The following is a 13,732-nucleotide window of genomic DNA, read 5'->3' as shown; positions in this document are numbered from 1 at the left end:
GTTCCATGGATTTCCGTCCCGCCTTTGTCCACCGCGTGTTCGCGAGGCCGACGGCCCGCGTCCCGCAGCCTTACTGCGCGCCGCAAGGCGCTGATGGAGAGACCCCGATGGCTACCCAGCGCATCCTTGACTTCCTCGCCACCCGACGTCCGAACGGCCCGTGCCTCGTCGTCGACCTCGATGTCGTGCGCGACAATTTCCGCGCCTTCGAGAAGGCGTTGCCCGATTCGAAAATCTATTATGCGGTGAAAGCAAACCCGGCGCCGGAAATCCTGCGCCTCCTTGCTGCGATGGGCTCGTCCTTCGACACCGCTTCCGTTGCCGAAGTCGAGATGGCGATGGACGCCGGTGCGCCGGCGGACCGCATCTCCTTCGGCAACACCATCAAGAAGGAGCGTGACATCGCACGCGCCTACCAGCTCGGCATTCGCCTGTTCGCGGTCGACTGCGTCGAGGAAGTCGAGAAGATCGCCCGTGTCGCTCCCGGCGCGCGCGTGTTCTGCCGCGTGCTGACCGACGGCGAGGGCGCCGAGTGGCCGCTGTCGCGCAAGTTCGGCTGCGTGCCGGCAATGGCCGTCGACGTGCTGCGCCATGCCAAGACGCTCGGCCTCGACGCCTATGGCGTGTCGTTCCATGTCGGCTCGCAGCAGACCGACCTGACCGCGTGGGATCGTGCGCTGGGCGACGCCAAGCATGTGTTCGCGACGCTCGCTGACGAAGGCATCGTCTTGAAGATGGTCAATATGGGCGGTGGTTTCCCGACCCGCTACCTGAAGGACGTGCCGGTGGCGCAGGCCTACGGCCAGGCGATCTTTTCGGCGCTGCGCAAGCATTTCGGCAATGCGCTGCCCGAGACCATCATCGAGCCGGGCCGCGGCATGGTCGGCAATGCCGGCGTTATCAAGTCGGAAGTCGTGCTGATCTCGAAGAAGGCCGACAACGACAATGTGCGCTGGGTGTTCCTCGACATCGGCAAGTTCGGCGGTCTCGCCGAAACAATGGACGAGGCGATCCGCTACCCGATCGTCACCGCGCATGACGGCACCGAGACCGCGCCTTGCGTGCTCGCCGGCCCGACCTGCGATTCGGCCGACGTGATGTACGAGAAGACGCCGTATCCGCTGCCCTTGTCGCTGACCATCGGCGACGAGGTGCTGATCGAAGGCACCGGCGCCTACACGACGACCTACGCTTCGGTCGCCTTCAATGGCTTCGAGCCGCTCCGATCCTACGTGATCTGACGGTTCGAAAGAACCGCTCAGATCATCCCAGGTGGGCGCCCGTCGCCCGCCCGGGCTCGCCTGTGGAACAGATCTCCGCTCGTGAAGGATCGCGGAAATGGAAATGCCAGTTGAAATCGTGAACCACTCGCCGGCCTTTGTGATGGTCGCCGAAACCGCCACCGATGAGGCGGCGCGCGAGGCTTTGCTCGATCGAGCCATGGGGCCGAAGCGGCGGAAAAAGTCGTCGGAGAAGCTGCGGCGCGGCCGCCGGCCTTCCGAAGGCCTCGCCTTTGTCGTGCGCGACGCCTCGGGCGCCGTCGTCGGCACCGTGCGGCTTTGGGACGTGAGGCTGGGCGAGGGCGGTCGGGCAGCGCTGCTGCTCGGCCCGCTCGCCGTCGACCCCGCCCTCAAGAATGCCGGCATCGGCTCGGCGCTGATGCGGCACGCGGTGGCCGAGGCGGCGCGCCTTGGCCACGGCGCCATCCTGTTGGTCGGCGACGCACCCTACTATGGGCGCTTCGGTTTCTCGGCGGCAAAGACCGGCGCACTTACCATGCCGGGCCCCTATGAGCGGCACCGGCTGCTGGCGCTGGAACTGACGGAAGGCGCGCTTGACGGCGCGCAGGGCACGCTACGGGCGGCGGGGCGCAAGCTGAAGGCGCTGCCGCTCACGTTCGCGGCGTAGAGCTTCCAGCCTGGATACAAGCAAAAACGCCGCCCGATGGGCGGCGTTCTATCTTGATCCGGAGCGGATCAGCCGAGCAGCTGGCTGAGCGCCATGGCGACCGTCATGTCGCCTTCGACCTTGATCTTGCCGGACATGAAAGCCATGGTCGGGTTCAGATCGCCTGCAATTAGCGAGTCCAGATCGTCGAGCGAGAGCTTTACGGTGCAATCGGTCGGTGCGTCGGTGGTCGAGATGGTCGCGCCGTCGATGACGATGACGCCGTCGCTACCCGTGTCGAACTTCACCGAATGCTCGAAACCGGCGCTTGCCACGCGCGACTTGATCCGGTCGGCAATCTCCTGAACGCCCATGGCTGTTCTCCTCGTCTGGTTGCGTTGATGCGCATATAGCTTTGAGTTGACGTTTACGTCAACGCGGCCGGGATGCGTCATCTTGGTTTTCGGCCGATATGTGAGGCGCCGTCTGAGCTTTCGCCTGAAACCAGACTAGCGCTCGTGGCCGATCCGCATTGCTGCAGGTCAATGTCCCGAGGCTGCCTTGGCCGGTTCCGTGGTCGCTGGCTCATCGTCATTTTTGCGCCGGCGCATAGCGTTGTCGCGGATCTCGTCCTTGGTCAGGAAGTTGACTTGGTCGACCAACACATCATGCACCAACTCGACGCCGACACGGGCGTTGACGGTTTCGCGGATGGCGTTGCGGAAGGCGTCGAGATCGATCGTTTCCTTCTTGGTGAAGTCGATCTGCGGATTGGCATAGAGGTAGGAATAGACCTGGTCGGTCATCAGTGCCGCGGCCGGGATCGACAGTTTCTTTATCTCGGCGGGTTCGACCGTATAGACGAGCTTGGTTAGAAAATAGCCGTCGATCCGGGAATCGCGGATCAGCGGCACCGAGATCATGTCGGTCTTGACGTAATCGAGACCGCCCAGCATCGGCTTGGGCGTCTCGCCGACGCCATTTTCGCCGGCTGCCTGGAACGAATAGAACACCGCGCCGAGCGTGGCGGCGCAGATCCAGATCGCGGCGGCGATGAATTTGATCATGTCTTTTTTTCTTGTTTGAGCATGATCTTGTCCGAAAACCGGGTCCCACTTTTCGCTGACGCGGTCCTGCGGTTCGGGATCACGCTCTTGCCCAGCCGAATTCGCCGGCCGAATAGGTGCCGTCGGCTTCGGCGCGCTGGATGGCGTTCTTCAAAAGACCGGCGACCTCGTTGACGGCGTTGAGATGAGCGAGGATCGCGGCCTCGTTGCGCGCCAGTTTCTGGCGCAGCCGCGTCAACCCCTCGCGGTGCTGCTCCAGGAATTCGATCTCGTTGCCGCCCTTGATGGCGCGGGTCAGCTCATAGAGGTAGCGGCTCTTGCGGGCGTTCGACGCCTTGAGGTCGAAACCGGTGCCGGTGCGGATGCCCGCCGTCTCCTCTTCGACCGCTTCCTCGATGCGGCCGATGATGGCGGCAAGGTTTCCGGGGCGCGCGAAGGCGATCGGCGCGTCAGGCGCGACCGTGCGGGCAGGCAGATTGGAGAAGTCCGATTTGTCGGCCATGTAGGTCCCTAGATCTCTTTATCTGTTTTTATGGTTGTCTCATCGCCGGTCATCGACCGCGCGGCCTGGCGCTGCAGTTCCTGGACCATGGAGGTCGACAGCCGGGTCTGCTGGTCGATCTCGGCCTTGTCGGGGCCGCCCGAAACGGGGCCGACGGGCACCATGCGCTTGCCGTCCATGTAGTGGTCAGCGAGCAGCGATTTGGCGATGCCGATGCCGCCGCGCGCGGCCATGACATCGGCCATGTGCTCGGCGAGCTGCGATTTCCACATGTCGCCGGCCAGCCCCTTGCCGTAAACGCCCTCGGTGTCCTTGGGCATCATGTTCTGGATGAAGGTCTGCAGCACCATCGCCTCGAAGCGCTGGAATTTTTTCTCCGGGTTGGCCGCCCCGGTTGCGTCAGCCGTGCTGCGCGACAGGATCGAGCCGGCATCAGCCGAAGCGGCGGTATCGACCGAAAAGGTCCCAGAAACACCGCCGGCCCGCTTTGTCAGCGCGGCGCGGGCGGCTTCGATGTCCGCCGGTTCGACTGCGCGGGCAACATCCAGAACGATGTCGCTGGGTGGAGAAATGGCCAAGAAGGTCCGCCTTTTGCCCGTTTTCGTGTCAAGACAATGCCCCAACAAGCTTGCGGCAGGCTTGCGAGGAGAGCCGATGCCTTTGTCAGCCGGCGAAACCGCCTTCATCGAGAAAGCATTGCTCCTCCGGCCGCATGGCGCGGCCGAGAATCGGGTTGCGATGCGGGAAGCGTCCGAACCGCCTGATGATGTCGCGGTGGTGTTCGGCGCGCTCCAGGTTTGGTCCGCCGGTCTCGCTGGCCAGCGCCACCGAGCGGTCTTGGTCGGCAAGGCTCTCGGAATGGGCGAAGGGCAGCCTCAAGAACAGCTGCCAGGTCGGGTGCACCTCGTGCTCGAAACCCGCATCGATGGCGTCGGCCGCGATGCGGCGAGCCTTCTCGTCGGTCGCATACATGCGCGGCGTGCCGCGAAAGGCATTGCGTGGGAACTGGTCGAGCAGCACCAGCAGCGCCAGGGCGCCGTATGGTGTTGCCGCCGAGCCGTCGCAGTCGCCGCGTGCCGCCGCCTCGTGCAGCGGCAGGAAGCGGTCGCGAAAGACGCGGTCGAACTCCGTGTCCTTGGCGAACCACGCGGTGGGTCCCACCAGCCACCAGAAGTCGATGACTTCGGCGGCTTCGTGAGGCACATTTTCGAGCGCGGATGAACCGGCCCGGTCCTGGATCAGGATCGCTGCCATGGTCATGCCGCCCTCTCGGTGCCGGCCAGCGCCGGCCAGTCCTGAGCCTTTGCCCAGTCGGCGAACGAGGTTGGTTTGATCGCCAGCATGCCGATCGTGTCGGCGAGATCGACGGCGAACAGTATCGAGCGCTGCCGGTGCACCCAGGCGTAATTGGCGGCGACCTGTTCGGCCGCTTCCTTGCCCAGCATCGCGGTGAGGCCCGTGGCAAAGTCCGCCAGCGGTACCGGATAGTACTGGACCTGGCGGCCGACAATGTCGGACAGAACATCGCCAATCTGCTGTCCGGTGAGTGCCTCGGGGCCACCAATGTCTAAACTCGCGCCGGCAAGCTCCGGCCGGCGCATTGCCTCGACCACATAGGCCGCCATGTCTTCCGATGAGATCCAGGAGGTTCGAAAGTCCGACGGCAGCGGATAGGCGAACACGCCACGGTGAACGATCGCAGGCGCGCTCCAGGGCGCGGCGATATTGCTCATGTAGAGCGTCGGCTTGAGGACGATCGACGGCAGACCGGAAGCCTTCAAACGGTCGATGAGTTCGACCTTGGCCTCCATCAGCGCCGTGCCGGAATGCCTGGAAACATGACCGCTGGCGTTAAACACCAGAAGCTTGACGTCTGCCGCCAGCGCCGCGTCGATCATGTTGCGACCGTAGCGGAGAATTTCCTTGGGGCCGGCATCGAGCGGCAGCGTCAGCGCCACCGCATCGACTCCAAGGCAGGCGAGGCCGACACGGTCGGCATCGGCAAGGTCGCCGCGCACGATGTTGACGCCGTCACCAAACGGGTCGGGCGAGCCTTTGCGCAAGAGAAGGCGCACGGTCGCGCCCGCCGCGCGGCAGGCTTGCACGATGGCTGATCCCTGGGCGCCGCCGGCGCAGGCGACCAGAACTGAACTGGGGAAATCAGACATTAAGTTTGCTCCTCGGTCGCGAGGTGATTCCAAGCGGCGGGTGAGCCCGCCGCTTGGACGTCGGATGTCGACCGTGATGGTCGATCTCGCCATCAACGGCCCCAGATTCCCTGGCCATAACCCGGCGCGGGCTTATCGAAAGCCGAATTTCCACCTTGCGCCTTTTCGCCATCGTTCGTGCCGATGCTCTTCGTGCTGTTCGGGTCGATCGAGTAGCCGTTGTCGGACGCCATCGAAGAGTGGCCGGTGACCGGATAGCTGTCGGGGCCCGGGATGAAGTGCGAGCCATAGTGGTCGCTGCCGGCGAAAGCCATGCCGGAGGCAGACAGGAGCGCAACAGCGGCAAGAATGATCTTCTTCATTTCAATTCTCCATCGTTAAGAGTTTAACAATTGGCGGCCCGCGCTTTGCCTTGCACTGCGTTGATATGGCCGTCTTTTCAGGCACTTAGCAAAACCTCCCAGCCGTCATCCTTCTGGACGCGCGGCGGCAGGTTGTTCAGCGTACGATCGTCTTGGGTTTGGTCGTGCGCTGTTCGTGAGGCTGCTTACGGCAGCCGGAATCATCGAGAACTCTGGTCCTTCTTCCAAGGTCGCGGCCGAACCATTCGGCTACGTCAATGCGGCCTGTGGGGAATGGCGGTTCCCGATTACCGTTGCGTCGTAAAGTGAATGCCTCGGATCCTCACTGTTGCGAGCAGGTCCAGGCGCCGATCATGGGCGGAAACATGATGCAGGCTCCATGTGCGACAGCTTCCTCGCGCAGCCGGTCGGCAAGGTCGTCGATGCCGATCTCCGCGGCCGTGGTGATGCCTGTCCGCTCCATCGCTGGAATGAGGCTTCTGACGGTCTGCGCGATGTATTCATAGCCAAGCGATTCCCCGCCGCCTTCGACGCGGGCGCCGGAGATCATCTGCGGGACGGGCAAGCCGGCAGCGAGATAGGTCGAAAACAGCTTTCCGCCCATGTCGGTCTCAAAACCGGTTCGCGCGAAGGCCCGAACGATCCAGCCGAGCACCTGTGTGAAGAGCGGTGTTGTGGGGACGCTTCGTGCGTAGGCATCGACATCTCCTGGAAGGCGACGATGCCGCCCGGGCGCAAGAACCCTGCCAGACGGCGCAGCGTCTCGGCTGGTTCGGGCAGATACATCAGGATAAGCCGCCCGATGATGGCGTCGAACTTTCTCTCCGGAACGAAGCTGGCAAAATCGGCCGAGGCAAAGCGCACCCAGTAGCATTGTCCCGCTGCGACGGCACGACGCTCTGCCGTTTCGACCGCATCCTGCGACCGGTCGATGCCCAGCACCGACCCGCTCGGGCCAACCAGTTGCCCGGCAAGCAGAGAAACGTCGCCAACGCCGCAGCCCAGGTCGAGCACGTGCATGCCTTGCTTCAGTCCGTCTCGGCGCAGCACATCCTCTGTCAGGTCACGCACGAAGTCGCCCTGCAGCTGCAGCCGTTTGAATTCGCCTTCGGAATAGCCGAGCGTATACTGTCTGGTATCAAGGGTTTCGGTCCGGCCGTTTGGCCGGCGTTCGACAAAGCTGGTGTTCACTGCCCCGTCTCCTCAAAAACCGGTTTCCTGCTGGGGGCTGTCGAGAATCGTTCGAATCCGTAAGACCGGTTGGAGTCTCATGCTCCACCTCGCCCAACATGTCTGGGCCGGTACCGGGTCTGAGTTGCTTTGATATCTGCCGCCCCGCAACGGCACGGGAACAAAATCCCGCCGACGATCTAACGCGATCAACGTGGTCGCAGGATCAGGGAGCTGCGTTTAAGCGAGCGTGGTAGCGAGCGTGGTAAGAAACGCCGCAAATGTGGTATTTTGCGTTGAAAGCGACCGGGGAGCGGGGGAACGCAGCCGGGGCGTAATGTCATCGCACATTCAGATCTGCCTTCTGGGTGAATTGCGCATTGTGTCGGACGGACGCCAGCTCGACCTGCCGCCGTCCAAGAAGACGCGCGCGCTGCTGGCCTATCTGGTGCTGACCGGTCGCCCGCACCGGCGCGAGCGATTGTGCGAGATTTTTTGGGAGCTGCCTGACGATCCGCGCGGATCGCTGAGATGGGCACTGAGCAAGATCCGTGCCCTGGTTGACGTGCCCGGCTCCGAGCGGTTGAGCGCCGATCGTGAACGCGTTTCCTTGATCCGGGATTCGGCGACGGTGGACTATCTTGAAATCGTCCAGCGACTGCAGGCTTCCTCACCGCCCGCCACACTCGATGAACTGCACGAATTGGGGAAGCTTCTGGCGCTGCCTTTGCTCGACGGGCTCGATCTGCCGCAGCTTGACGCCTACCAGGCCTGGCTCGCGGCCGAGCGCGAGGAGGCGCTGCAACTCCGTCTCGGTGTGCTGGAGCGCATCACGCTTCACCCCGAAACCAGCGACCGCGACGCAGTCAAATGGCTGCGCCAGTGGCAAAGCGCGGACCCGACTTCGGAACAGGCCGCCGGCATCCTGGTTCGAACGCTCAAGCGGCTCGGTCGCGGCGACGAAGCCGCCGGGGTGGTGAGCAACTACCGGCGCATGGCCAAGGACACCGGGTTAGCGCCGGTAGACGATCTGTCGGAAGTGGGGCCCCCACCCTCCGCGGCCGAGACGGCAACAATGGTGCCCAGCCTCCTGAAGCGCCAGTCGATCGGTTTTTGTCAGTCGGCAGATGGAGTGCGTATCGCCTACGCGACCGTGGGCACGGGACCGCCACTGGTCAAGGCCGCCAACTGGCTCAATCACCTTGAACTCGACTGGCAGAGTCCGATTTGGAGCAAGACTTTTCAGGCGCTGGCCGAGGGACGCACGTTTGTCCGCTACGATGAACGCGGCAACGGTCTTTCCGACTGGGAAGTGGACGACATCAGCTTCGAGGCGTTCGTGCGCGACCTCGAAACCGTTGTCGACGCGCTGCGGCTGGAGCGTTTCCCGCTGCTCGGCATGTCGCAAGGCTGCGCGGTGTCGATCGCCTATGCCCTGCGACATCCCGAGCGGGTGTCCGCGCTTGTACTGATTGGCGGCTACGCGGCAGGCTGGCGCATCGGCTGCACGGCAGAAGAGCAGGAGCGGCGCCAGGCGGTGATGACCTTGACCAAGCTCGGTTGGGGCACCAACAATCCCGCATATCGCCACATCTTCTCGCAGACTTTCATGCCGGACGGCACACCCGACGAACTTGCCTGGTTCGACGAATTCCAACGGCAGACCACCTCGCCGGACAATGCCGTCCGGTTCCAAGATGCATTCGGCGATATCGACGTGCGCTACCAGTTGGCGCAGCTGCACGTGCCAACCCTGGTGCTGCACGCCCGACACGATCAACGCATATCGCTCGATCAAGGCCGGGAACTTGCCATCGGCATTCCGAATGCCCGCTTCGTCGTGCTGGAGAGCCGAAGCCACATCATCTTAGGCCACGAACCCGCCTGGCCGGTATTCATGGACGAGGTCCAGCGGTTCCTCGCAGAGACAAATACAGCATAAGAAGGTCAATTTCAGAGCAGATTGGGCAGGTCCGATTTCCGCGTGCCCCTTGCGGCCTCTTTCTGGAAGTACGCTGGCTGTCTGCCGATAACCTCAAGTCTTATTTTAGAAAGTATTAATCTGTTAACGAGACTGCCTCGTTTGGGACCAAATTGAGCAGTTTAGAAACCGCTCATTAACCCGCCCCGCTCATCCTCAAATCCATGCACCGGAGACGTTGATTGTGAAACGCGATGTCGCGCTGATCGCATTTTTGCTGTCGTTTGCCTGCCCGTTTGCTGCGCAGGCAGGGACGACCATGGAAACCAAGGGCAAGGCGTTCGCGCCGCCCGCCTTCTATTCGTTCTGTAGCCGACAACCCAGCCTGTGCAGCACGGCCGGCGGAAAGAAGGTCGTCGCCCTGCAGCCCAAGCTCAGCTCGGAATTGAAGCAGGTGAACCGATCGGTCAATTCACGCATCACGGAGCTCAGCGATCGTGTCGCTGTCGGCAAGGACGACGACTGGCGCTTGCCGACCGTCTCTGGCGATTGCGAGGATATTGCGATCCTGAAGAAGCTTGAACTGATGAGGCGCGGCTGGCCGGCCTCGGCGCTCCTGTTGACTGTGGCAAGCTATGGCGGCGATGGGCACACGGTGCTGACCGTGCGCACCAGCGAGGGCGACCTGGTGCTCGACAATCTCACGAACTCCGTCCGTGACTGGTCCAGCACTCCCTACAGCTACTTCGCCCGACAGGCGCAGGGGAATGGCAAACGCTGGGAGCGGATCGGCGGCGCCAAGCCTATCCAGACGACCGCGACGGGCGGCTGAGGCTTCTCAGCTCGAAGTTCAGCCCCACGCAGAATTCCGCAGCTACTCGTGTCCCCGCTTCTGGGCGATCAGGTCGAGACGCTCGCGGTCGGAGCGTTCGCGCTCGTCGCGGCGGCGCACGTCCTTGTAGGCACGCTCGACCATGTTGGTGCGCGCGGTCGCCGTGGCGATCAGCGCGGCCTCCTGCCTGGCGCTTTCCTGGTTCGCCTCCTGGCGAACCAGCGCATTGGCGATGCGGCGATGGTAGAGGTCGGGAAACAGGCCGGCGAGCGACCGGTCGGCGTCGAAACGTTCGACCAGTTCCCTGGCTTCGGCTTCGGCGGCCGCGGCGGTTGTCAGGAATGTCGCGTGACGGGTTTCGTGCAGCGCCTTCAGCTGCTCCTGCACCTTGACCAGCTTCCTGAGGCGGTCCTTGCGCGTGGTCATCTGCCTACCGCGCGAGCGTCAGGTCGACAAAATCGTCGACGAACAGCGACAGCATGGTGCCGATGGCGAAATAGAAGATGATCAGCCCGCCGGCGATGACGAAGGGCAGCGAGATGAAATAGACCGGGATCTGCGGCGTCAGCTTGTTGACGAAGCCGATCGTCAGATTGACGAGGATGGCATAGGCGACGAAGGGGCTGCCGAGGCGGATGACCAGGAAGAAGGCGTCCGAAACGGTGTCGGTGAGATCGACCAGGGCCGCCTGCGGGTTGAAGAAGACATTGACCGGCGCGACGGTGTAGGAGGCGACCAGCGCCCGCACGATCTCATGGTCGAAATCGAAGACGAACAGCAAAAGCAGCGCCGAAAACGAGATGATGGCGGCAAGGGCCGCCTGCGGCTCCGCCTCCTCGATCGCCGGCCCGCCGGTGCCGCCATAGCCGATCAGCATGGCGATGGCCGAGCCCATGAAGCGCAGCGCCTCCATGTAGAGCCTCGTCATGGCGCCGATCAGTCCGCCGACCAGCAATTCCGAGACGATCATCGGCGCCAGGATCTGCGGACGCGGATCGACGAACGGATAGATGCGGTCCCAGAGGAAGGCGAGCAGCCCGCCGGTGGCGGCCACCGCCACGAACAGCCGGACCTGGATCGGCACGCGGGCGCTGGACAGGCCGGGCATCAGCATGAAGCAGGCGCCGATGCGGCAGAAGGCGAGGAAGGCGGCGATCACAACGCCTTGCGAGAGCGCGCTCACGATATGGTCCCGAGCACCTTGATCTCGACGCCCTTGGCGATTTCGACGTGGCTGAGCACCGGCAGCGTGGTGAACAGGCGCTCGATGATCATGCGCACATAGGGACGCGCATCCGGCGCGGTGACGAGGACGAAGCGCTCGCCGGCCTCGAGATGCTTGCGGATTGCCTTGGTCGCGTCCTGGCCGAATTCCTCGAGCTGGCGCGGGTCGATGTCGAATTCGCGCACCTCGCCCTTGGCGTCGCGCTTGAGGCTCTGGTGGAAAGCGAGGTCCCAGCGGTTGCCGAGCCGCAGCACCTTGAGCACGCCGCCTTCGGAGAGGTCGCCGCAGATCTGCTGCGCCATGCGGATGCGGACATGCTCGACGATCTGCTCGGTGCGGCGCACATGCGGGGCGATCTCGGCGATCGCCTCGATGATCAGGTGCAGATTGCGGATCGAGACGCGTTCGGCCAGCAAGAGCTTCAGCACCGCCTGCAGACCCGGATAGGAAATATGCGTGGTGCAGATCTCGTCGGCGAGCTTGCGGTATTCGGGGTCCTGGCGTTCGAGCAGCGCCTTCATGTCCTTATACGACAGAAGCTGCGGCAGGTTGTTGCGGATGACCTCGGACAGGTGGGTGAGCAGCACCGACATGTTGTCGGCGAAGGTGTAGTTCTCGCGCTTCAAATCCTCGGCGAAGGTTTCGAGTACGGAGAAGGCGCGCATGCCGAAAGCCGGCTCGCGGATCTCCTCGCCGGGAAGTTCCGGCACGTCGCGGGTGCCGAGCAGCACCATGATCTCGCCGACGCGCATCTGGTATTCGGCGACCACCGTGCCGTGGACCTTGATCTGGTAGCTCTTCGGCGGAATGGCGAAATCATCGGCGACGCGCACTTCCGGCACGACGAAGCCGTATTGCGTGGCGAACTTCTTGCGCATCTTGCCCATGCGGAAGACCAGTTCCTGATGCGATACCAGCAGCCTTGTCGAAAGCTGCTTGCCGATCAAGAGCTCGATCTCGGCGGTGGCGAGCGAGGCCTTGACCGAGTTCTTCTCTTCCTCGGCCTTGTTGGCCTTTTCCTGGTTCTTCACCGCCTCGGCGGCGGCGAGTGCCCGGTTGTGGCGCAGCGGGATGATGTAGCCGAGACCGGCCATACCGCCGGCAAGAGCAAAGAACGGGAACAGCGGCAGGCCGGGCATCAGACCCAGAATGACGAGCAGCGACGCCGCGACGTAGAGCGCGCGCGGATGGGCGCCGAGCTGACCGAACACCGCCTGGTTGGTCGAGCCACGCGTGCCGCCCTTGGAGACCAGAAGGCCGGCGGCGAGCGAGACGATGAGTGCCGGGATCTGGGTGACGAGGCCGTCGCCGACAGACAGCTTGATGAACACGTCGGCGGCCTGGCCCATGCCCATGTCGTGGCGGATGTAGCCGATGGCGATACCGCCGACGATATTGATGGCGGTGATGATGAGGCCGGCGATGGCATCGCCGCGGACGAATTTCGAGGCGCCGTCCATCGAGCCGAAGAAGGAGGATTCCTCCTCCAGTTCGCGGCGGCGCAGCTGCGCCGTCTTTTCGTCGATCATGCCGGCGGAAAGGTCGGCATCGATCGACATCTGCTTGCCGGGAATGGCGTCGAGGGTGAAGCGCGCGCCGACCTCGGCGATACGGGTGGCGCCCTTGGTGATGACGATGAAGTTCACCACAATCAGGATCAGGAAGACGATGAGGCCGATGACGAAGTCGCTGGCCATCACCAGCCGGGAGAAACCGGCAATGACATAGCCGGCGGCGTGGGTGCCTTCATTGCCATGCGCCAGGATCATGCGCGTGGTGGCGATGTTGAGCGACAGCCTCAGCATGGTTGCGATCAAGAGCACGGTCGGGAAGGACGAGAAATCGAGCGGGCGCTGGATCCAGAGCGCAACCATCAGGATCAGCACCGACAGCGCGATCGAGAAGGCAAGGCCGATATCGATGAGGAAGGCCGGGATCGGCAGGAACAGCACGGCCAGGATGATGACGATCCCGATCGCGAAGAAGACGTCGCGGCCGTTCTTGGCAACGGTGCCGGCTGCAATGCTTTCGCTGATCGCCATAATCGTCCTCAAATCATAAGCCTGCCGCGCGCGACAGCCTTGTAAGCCTAGCTGGCCAAGCTTGCGCGAGGGTGGGAGAATGCGCCCTGAGAGAAGAAGGGAATCGCATGCTCCTGATCATCGGCACGGTCCGTTTGCCGCCGGACAAGCTCGCTGAGGCAAGACCGGCCATGCAGCGGATGATCTCCGCCAGCCGCGCCGAGCCCGGCTGCATCGAATATTCCTATGCGCAAGATGTCCTCGACGCAGGGCTTATCCACGTCTCCGAAGTCTGGAGTGACCGCGCCGCGCTCGACGCGCATTTCAGCTCGGCGCACATCGCGGACTGGCGTGCAAGCTGGGCGACGCTCGGCATCGGTGATCGCAATCTGATGCTCTACGAAGCGGGCAATGCCAAGCCGACCTGATCGATCGAAGACAGTTTCGGCGATGCCGGCTCGGCGCTGCTGAGCTTCGCAGGGGTGGGAAGCTGCAGCGCGGTGCCAAAATGGCGCCACAAGCAGTCGGCATTGCGGTTGTCACGCAATGCCGCCGGGCGTATCAGGCGGCAGCTTCC

At 63.4% G+C, this 13,732-nt stretch carries 17 protein-coding genes; 5 read left to right on the top strand and 12 right to left on the bottom strand.

From position 1 onward, the window contains the following. The first annotated feature begins 107 nt into the window (after window positions 1–107). A complete protein-coding gene (gene odc2 / locus ACFX5Q_RS06380) occupies window positions 108–1,241 on the top strand; it encodes an ornithine/lysine decarboxylase (RefSeq protein ID WP_192177854.1) in 1,134 nt (377 codons plus the stop codon). Window positions 1,242–1,338: 97 nt separating this feature from the next. Beyond that, a complete protein-coding gene (locus ACFX5Q_RS06375) occupies window positions 1,339–1,908 on the top strand; it encodes a GNAT family N-acetyltransferase (protein ID WP_404276234.1) in 570 nt (189 codons plus the stop codon). Window positions 1,909–1,976: 68 nt separating this feature from the next. Here ACFX5Q_RS06375 and ACFX5Q_RS06370 read toward each other — a convergent pair whose 3' ends face one another. The 9 genes from ACFX5Q_RS06370 to ACFX5Q_RS06330 all read right to left on the bottom strand — a co-directional run bounded on the left by ACFX5Q_RS06370 (window position 1,977) and on the right by ACFX5Q_RS06330 (window position 7,006). After that, window positions 1,977–2,261, bottom strand: a complete 285-nt coding sequence (locus ACFX5Q_RS06370) for an SCP2 sterol-binding domain-containing protein (RefSeq protein WP_120014974.1) — start codon at window positions 2,259–2,261, stop codon at window positions 1,977–1,979. Window positions 2,262–2,429: 168 nt separating this feature from the next. Further along, window positions 2,430–2,954: a hypothetical protein gene (locus ACFX5Q_RS06365; RefSeq protein WP_006199421.1), complete on the bottom strand. Its 525-nt coding sequence runs from the start codon at window positions 2,952–2,954 to the stop codon at window positions 2,430–2,432. 79 nt (window positions 2,955–3,033) lie between these two features. Further along, window positions 3,034–3,456 (bottom strand): hypothetical protein, encoded by a 423-nt coding sequence (locus ACFX5Q_RS06360; protein ID WP_404276231.1) that lies wholly within the window; start codon window positions 3,454–3,456, stop codon window positions 3,034–3,036. A gap of 8 nt (window positions 3,457–3,464) precedes the next feature. Further along, window positions 3,465–4,034, bottom strand: a complete 570-nt coding sequence (locus tag ACFX5Q_RS06355) for a rod-binding protein (protein ID WP_404276229.1) — start codon at window positions 4,032–4,034, stop codon at window positions 3,465–3,467. 85 nt (window positions 4,035–4,119) lie between these two features. Beyond that, on the bottom strand, window positions 4,120–4,710 hold the full coding sequence (locus tag ACFX5Q_RS06350) for a DUF924 family protein (protein ID WP_404276473.1): 591 nt from the start codon (window positions 4,708–4,710) through the stop codon (window positions 4,120–4,122). A 2-nt stretch (window positions 4,711–4,712) separates the two neighbouring features. Then, complete coding sequence (locus ACFX5Q_RS06345; RefSeq protein ID WP_404276227.1) at window positions 4,713–5,624, bottom strand: SDR family oxidoreductase; 912 nt, start codon at window positions 5,622–5,624, stop codon at window positions 4,713–4,715. A gap of 92 nt (window positions 5,625–5,716) precedes the next feature. Further along, complete coding sequence (locus ACFX5Q_RS06340; RefSeq protein WP_404276226.1) at window positions 5,717–5,986, bottom strand: hypothetical protein; 270 nt, start codon at window positions 5,984–5,986, stop codon at window positions 5,717–5,719. 322 nt (window positions 5,987–6,308) lie between these two features. Next, a complete protein-coding gene (locus tag ACFX5Q_RS06335) occupies window positions 6,309–6,590 on the bottom strand; it encodes a hypothetical protein (protein WP_404276225.1) in 282 nt (93 codons plus the stop codon). After that, window positions 6,533–7,006 carry a class I SAM-dependent methyltransferase gene (locus tag ACFX5Q_RS06330; RefSeq protein WP_404276471.1) on the bottom strand — a complete coding sequence of 158 codons (474 nt, stop codon included), beginning with the start codon at window positions 7,004–7,006 and terminating at the stop codon, window positions 6,533–6,535. The genes ACFX5Q_RS06335 and ACFX5Q_RS06330 overlap by 58 nt, the downstream gene beginning before the upstream one ends. A 487-nt stretch (window positions 7,007–7,493) precedes the next feature. On the opposite strand from ACFX5Q_RS06330, the gene ACFX5Q_RS06325 reads away from it, so the two are divergent. Next, the gene (locus ACFX5Q_RS06325; RefSeq protein ID WP_404276224.1) at window positions 7,494–9,098 is read left to right on the top strand and encodes an alpha/beta fold hydrolase; all 1,605 of its coding nucleotides are present in this window, start codon (window positions 7,494–7,496) and stop codon (window positions 9,096–9,098) included. Between the two features lie 217 nt (window positions 9,099–9,315). After that, on the top strand, window positions 9,316–9,909 hold the full coding sequence (locus ACFX5Q_RS06320) for a transglutaminase-like cysteine peptidase (protein ID WP_404276223.1): 594 nt from the start codon (window positions 9,316–9,318) through the stop codon (window positions 9,907–9,909). A gap of 42 nt (window positions 9,910–9,951) precedes the next feature. Here ACFX5Q_RS06320 and ACFX5Q_RS06315 read toward each other — a convergent pair whose 3' ends face one another. From ACFX5Q_RS06315 to flhA, 3 genes are read right to left on the bottom strand one after another with little or no spacing between them, the layout of a single operon-like run. Then, window positions 9,952–10,335, bottom strand: a complete 384-nt coding sequence (locus ACFX5Q_RS06315; protein WP_404276221.1) for a hypothetical protein — start codon at window positions 10,333–10,335, stop codon at window positions 9,952–9,954. A gap of 4 nt (window positions 10,336–10,339) precedes the next feature. Next, complete coding sequence (gene fliR / locus ACFX5Q_RS06310) at window positions 10,340–11,092, bottom strand: flagellar biosynthetic protein FliR (RefSeq protein WP_404276219.1); 753 nt, start codon at window positions 11,090–11,092, stop codon at window positions 10,340–10,342. Next, window positions 11,089–13,176, bottom strand: a complete 2,088-nt coding sequence (gene flhA, locus ACFX5Q_RS06305; RefSeq protein ID WP_404276217.1) for a flagellar biosynthesis protein FlhA — start codon at window positions 13,174–13,176, stop codon at window positions 11,089–11,091. The genes fliR and flhA overlap by 4 nt, the downstream gene beginning before the upstream one ends. Window positions 13,177–13,283: 107 nt before the next feature. Here flhA and ACFX5Q_RS06300 point away from each other — a divergent pair, with 107 nt between their 5' ends. Continuing rightward, window positions 13,284–13,583: a putative quinol monooxygenase gene (locus ACFX5Q_RS06300; RefSeq protein ID WP_404276215.1), complete on the top strand. Its 300-nt coding sequence runs from the start codon at window positions 13,284–13,286 to the stop codon at window positions 13,581–13,583. Window positions 13,584–13,732 lie beyond the last annotated feature (149 nt).

Source organism: Mesorhizobium sp. IMUNJ 23033 (genome assembly GCF_044778005.1).
Lineage (GTDB): Bacteria > Pseudomonadota > Alphaproteobacteria > Rhizobiales > Rhizobiaceae > Mesorhizobium > Mesorhizobium amorphae_A.
Note: the sequence above shows the minus strand (reverse complement) of the source record. Positions and strands in the feature narration are given on the sequence as shown.

Coding starts and splice junctions, on each gene's coding strand:
- ACFX5Q_RS06360 (WP_404276231.1), bottom strand. CDS start 3,456: ATGGCCGACAAATCGGACTTCTCCAATCTGCCTGCCCGCACGGTCGCG.
- flhA (WP_404276217.1), bottom strand. CDS start 13,176: ATGGCGATCAGCGAAAGCATTGCAGCCGGCACCGTTGCCAAGAACGGC.
- ACFX5Q_RS06370 (WP_120014974.1), bottom strand. CDS start 2,261: ATGGGCGTTCAGGAGATTGCCGACCGGATCAAGTCGCGCGTGGCAAGC.
- ACFX5Q_RS06325 (WP_404276224.1), top strand. CDS start 7,494: ATGTCATCGCACATTCAGATCTGCCTTCTGGGTGAATTGCGCATTGTG.
- ACFX5Q_RS06315 (WP_404276221.1), bottom strand. CDS start 10,335: ATGACCACGCGCAAGGACCGCCTCAGGAAGCTGGTCAAGGTGCAGGAG.
- ACFX5Q_RS06330 (WP_404276471.1), bottom strand. CDS start 7,006: ATGCACGTGCTCGACCTGGGCTGCGGCGTTGGCGACGTTTCTCTGCTT.
- ACFX5Q_RS06340 (WP_404276226.1), bottom strand. CDS start 5,986: ATGAAGAAGATCATTCTTGCCGCTGTTGCGCTCCTGTCTGCCTCCGGC.
- ACFX5Q_RS06375 (WP_404276234.1), top strand. CDS start 1,339: ATGGAAATGCCAGTTGAAATCGTGAACCACTCGCCGGCCTTTGTGATG.
- ACFX5Q_RS06300 (WP_404276215.1), top strand. CDS start 13,284: ATGCTCCTGATCATCGGCACGGTCCGTTTGCCGCCGGACAAGCTCGCT.
- odc2 (WP_192177854.1), top strand. CDS start 108: ATGGCTACCCAGCGCATCCTTGACTTCCTCGCCACCCGACGTCCGAAC.
- ACFX5Q_RS06365 (WP_006199421.1), bottom strand. CDS start 2,954: ATGATCAAATTCATCGCCGCCGCGATCTGGATCTGCGCCGCCACGCTC.
- ACFX5Q_RS06350 (WP_404276473.1), bottom strand. CDS start 4,710: ATGGCAGCGATCCTGATCCAGGACCGGGCCGGTTCATCCGCGCTCGAA.
- ACFX5Q_RS06335 (WP_404276225.1), bottom strand. CDS start 6,590: ATGGGCGGAAAGCTGTTTTCGACCTATCTCGCTGCCGGCTTGCCCGTC.
- ACFX5Q_RS06345 (WP_404276227.1), bottom strand. CDS start 5,624: ATGTCTGATTTCCCCAGTTCAGTTCTGGTCGCCTGCGCCGGCGGCGCC.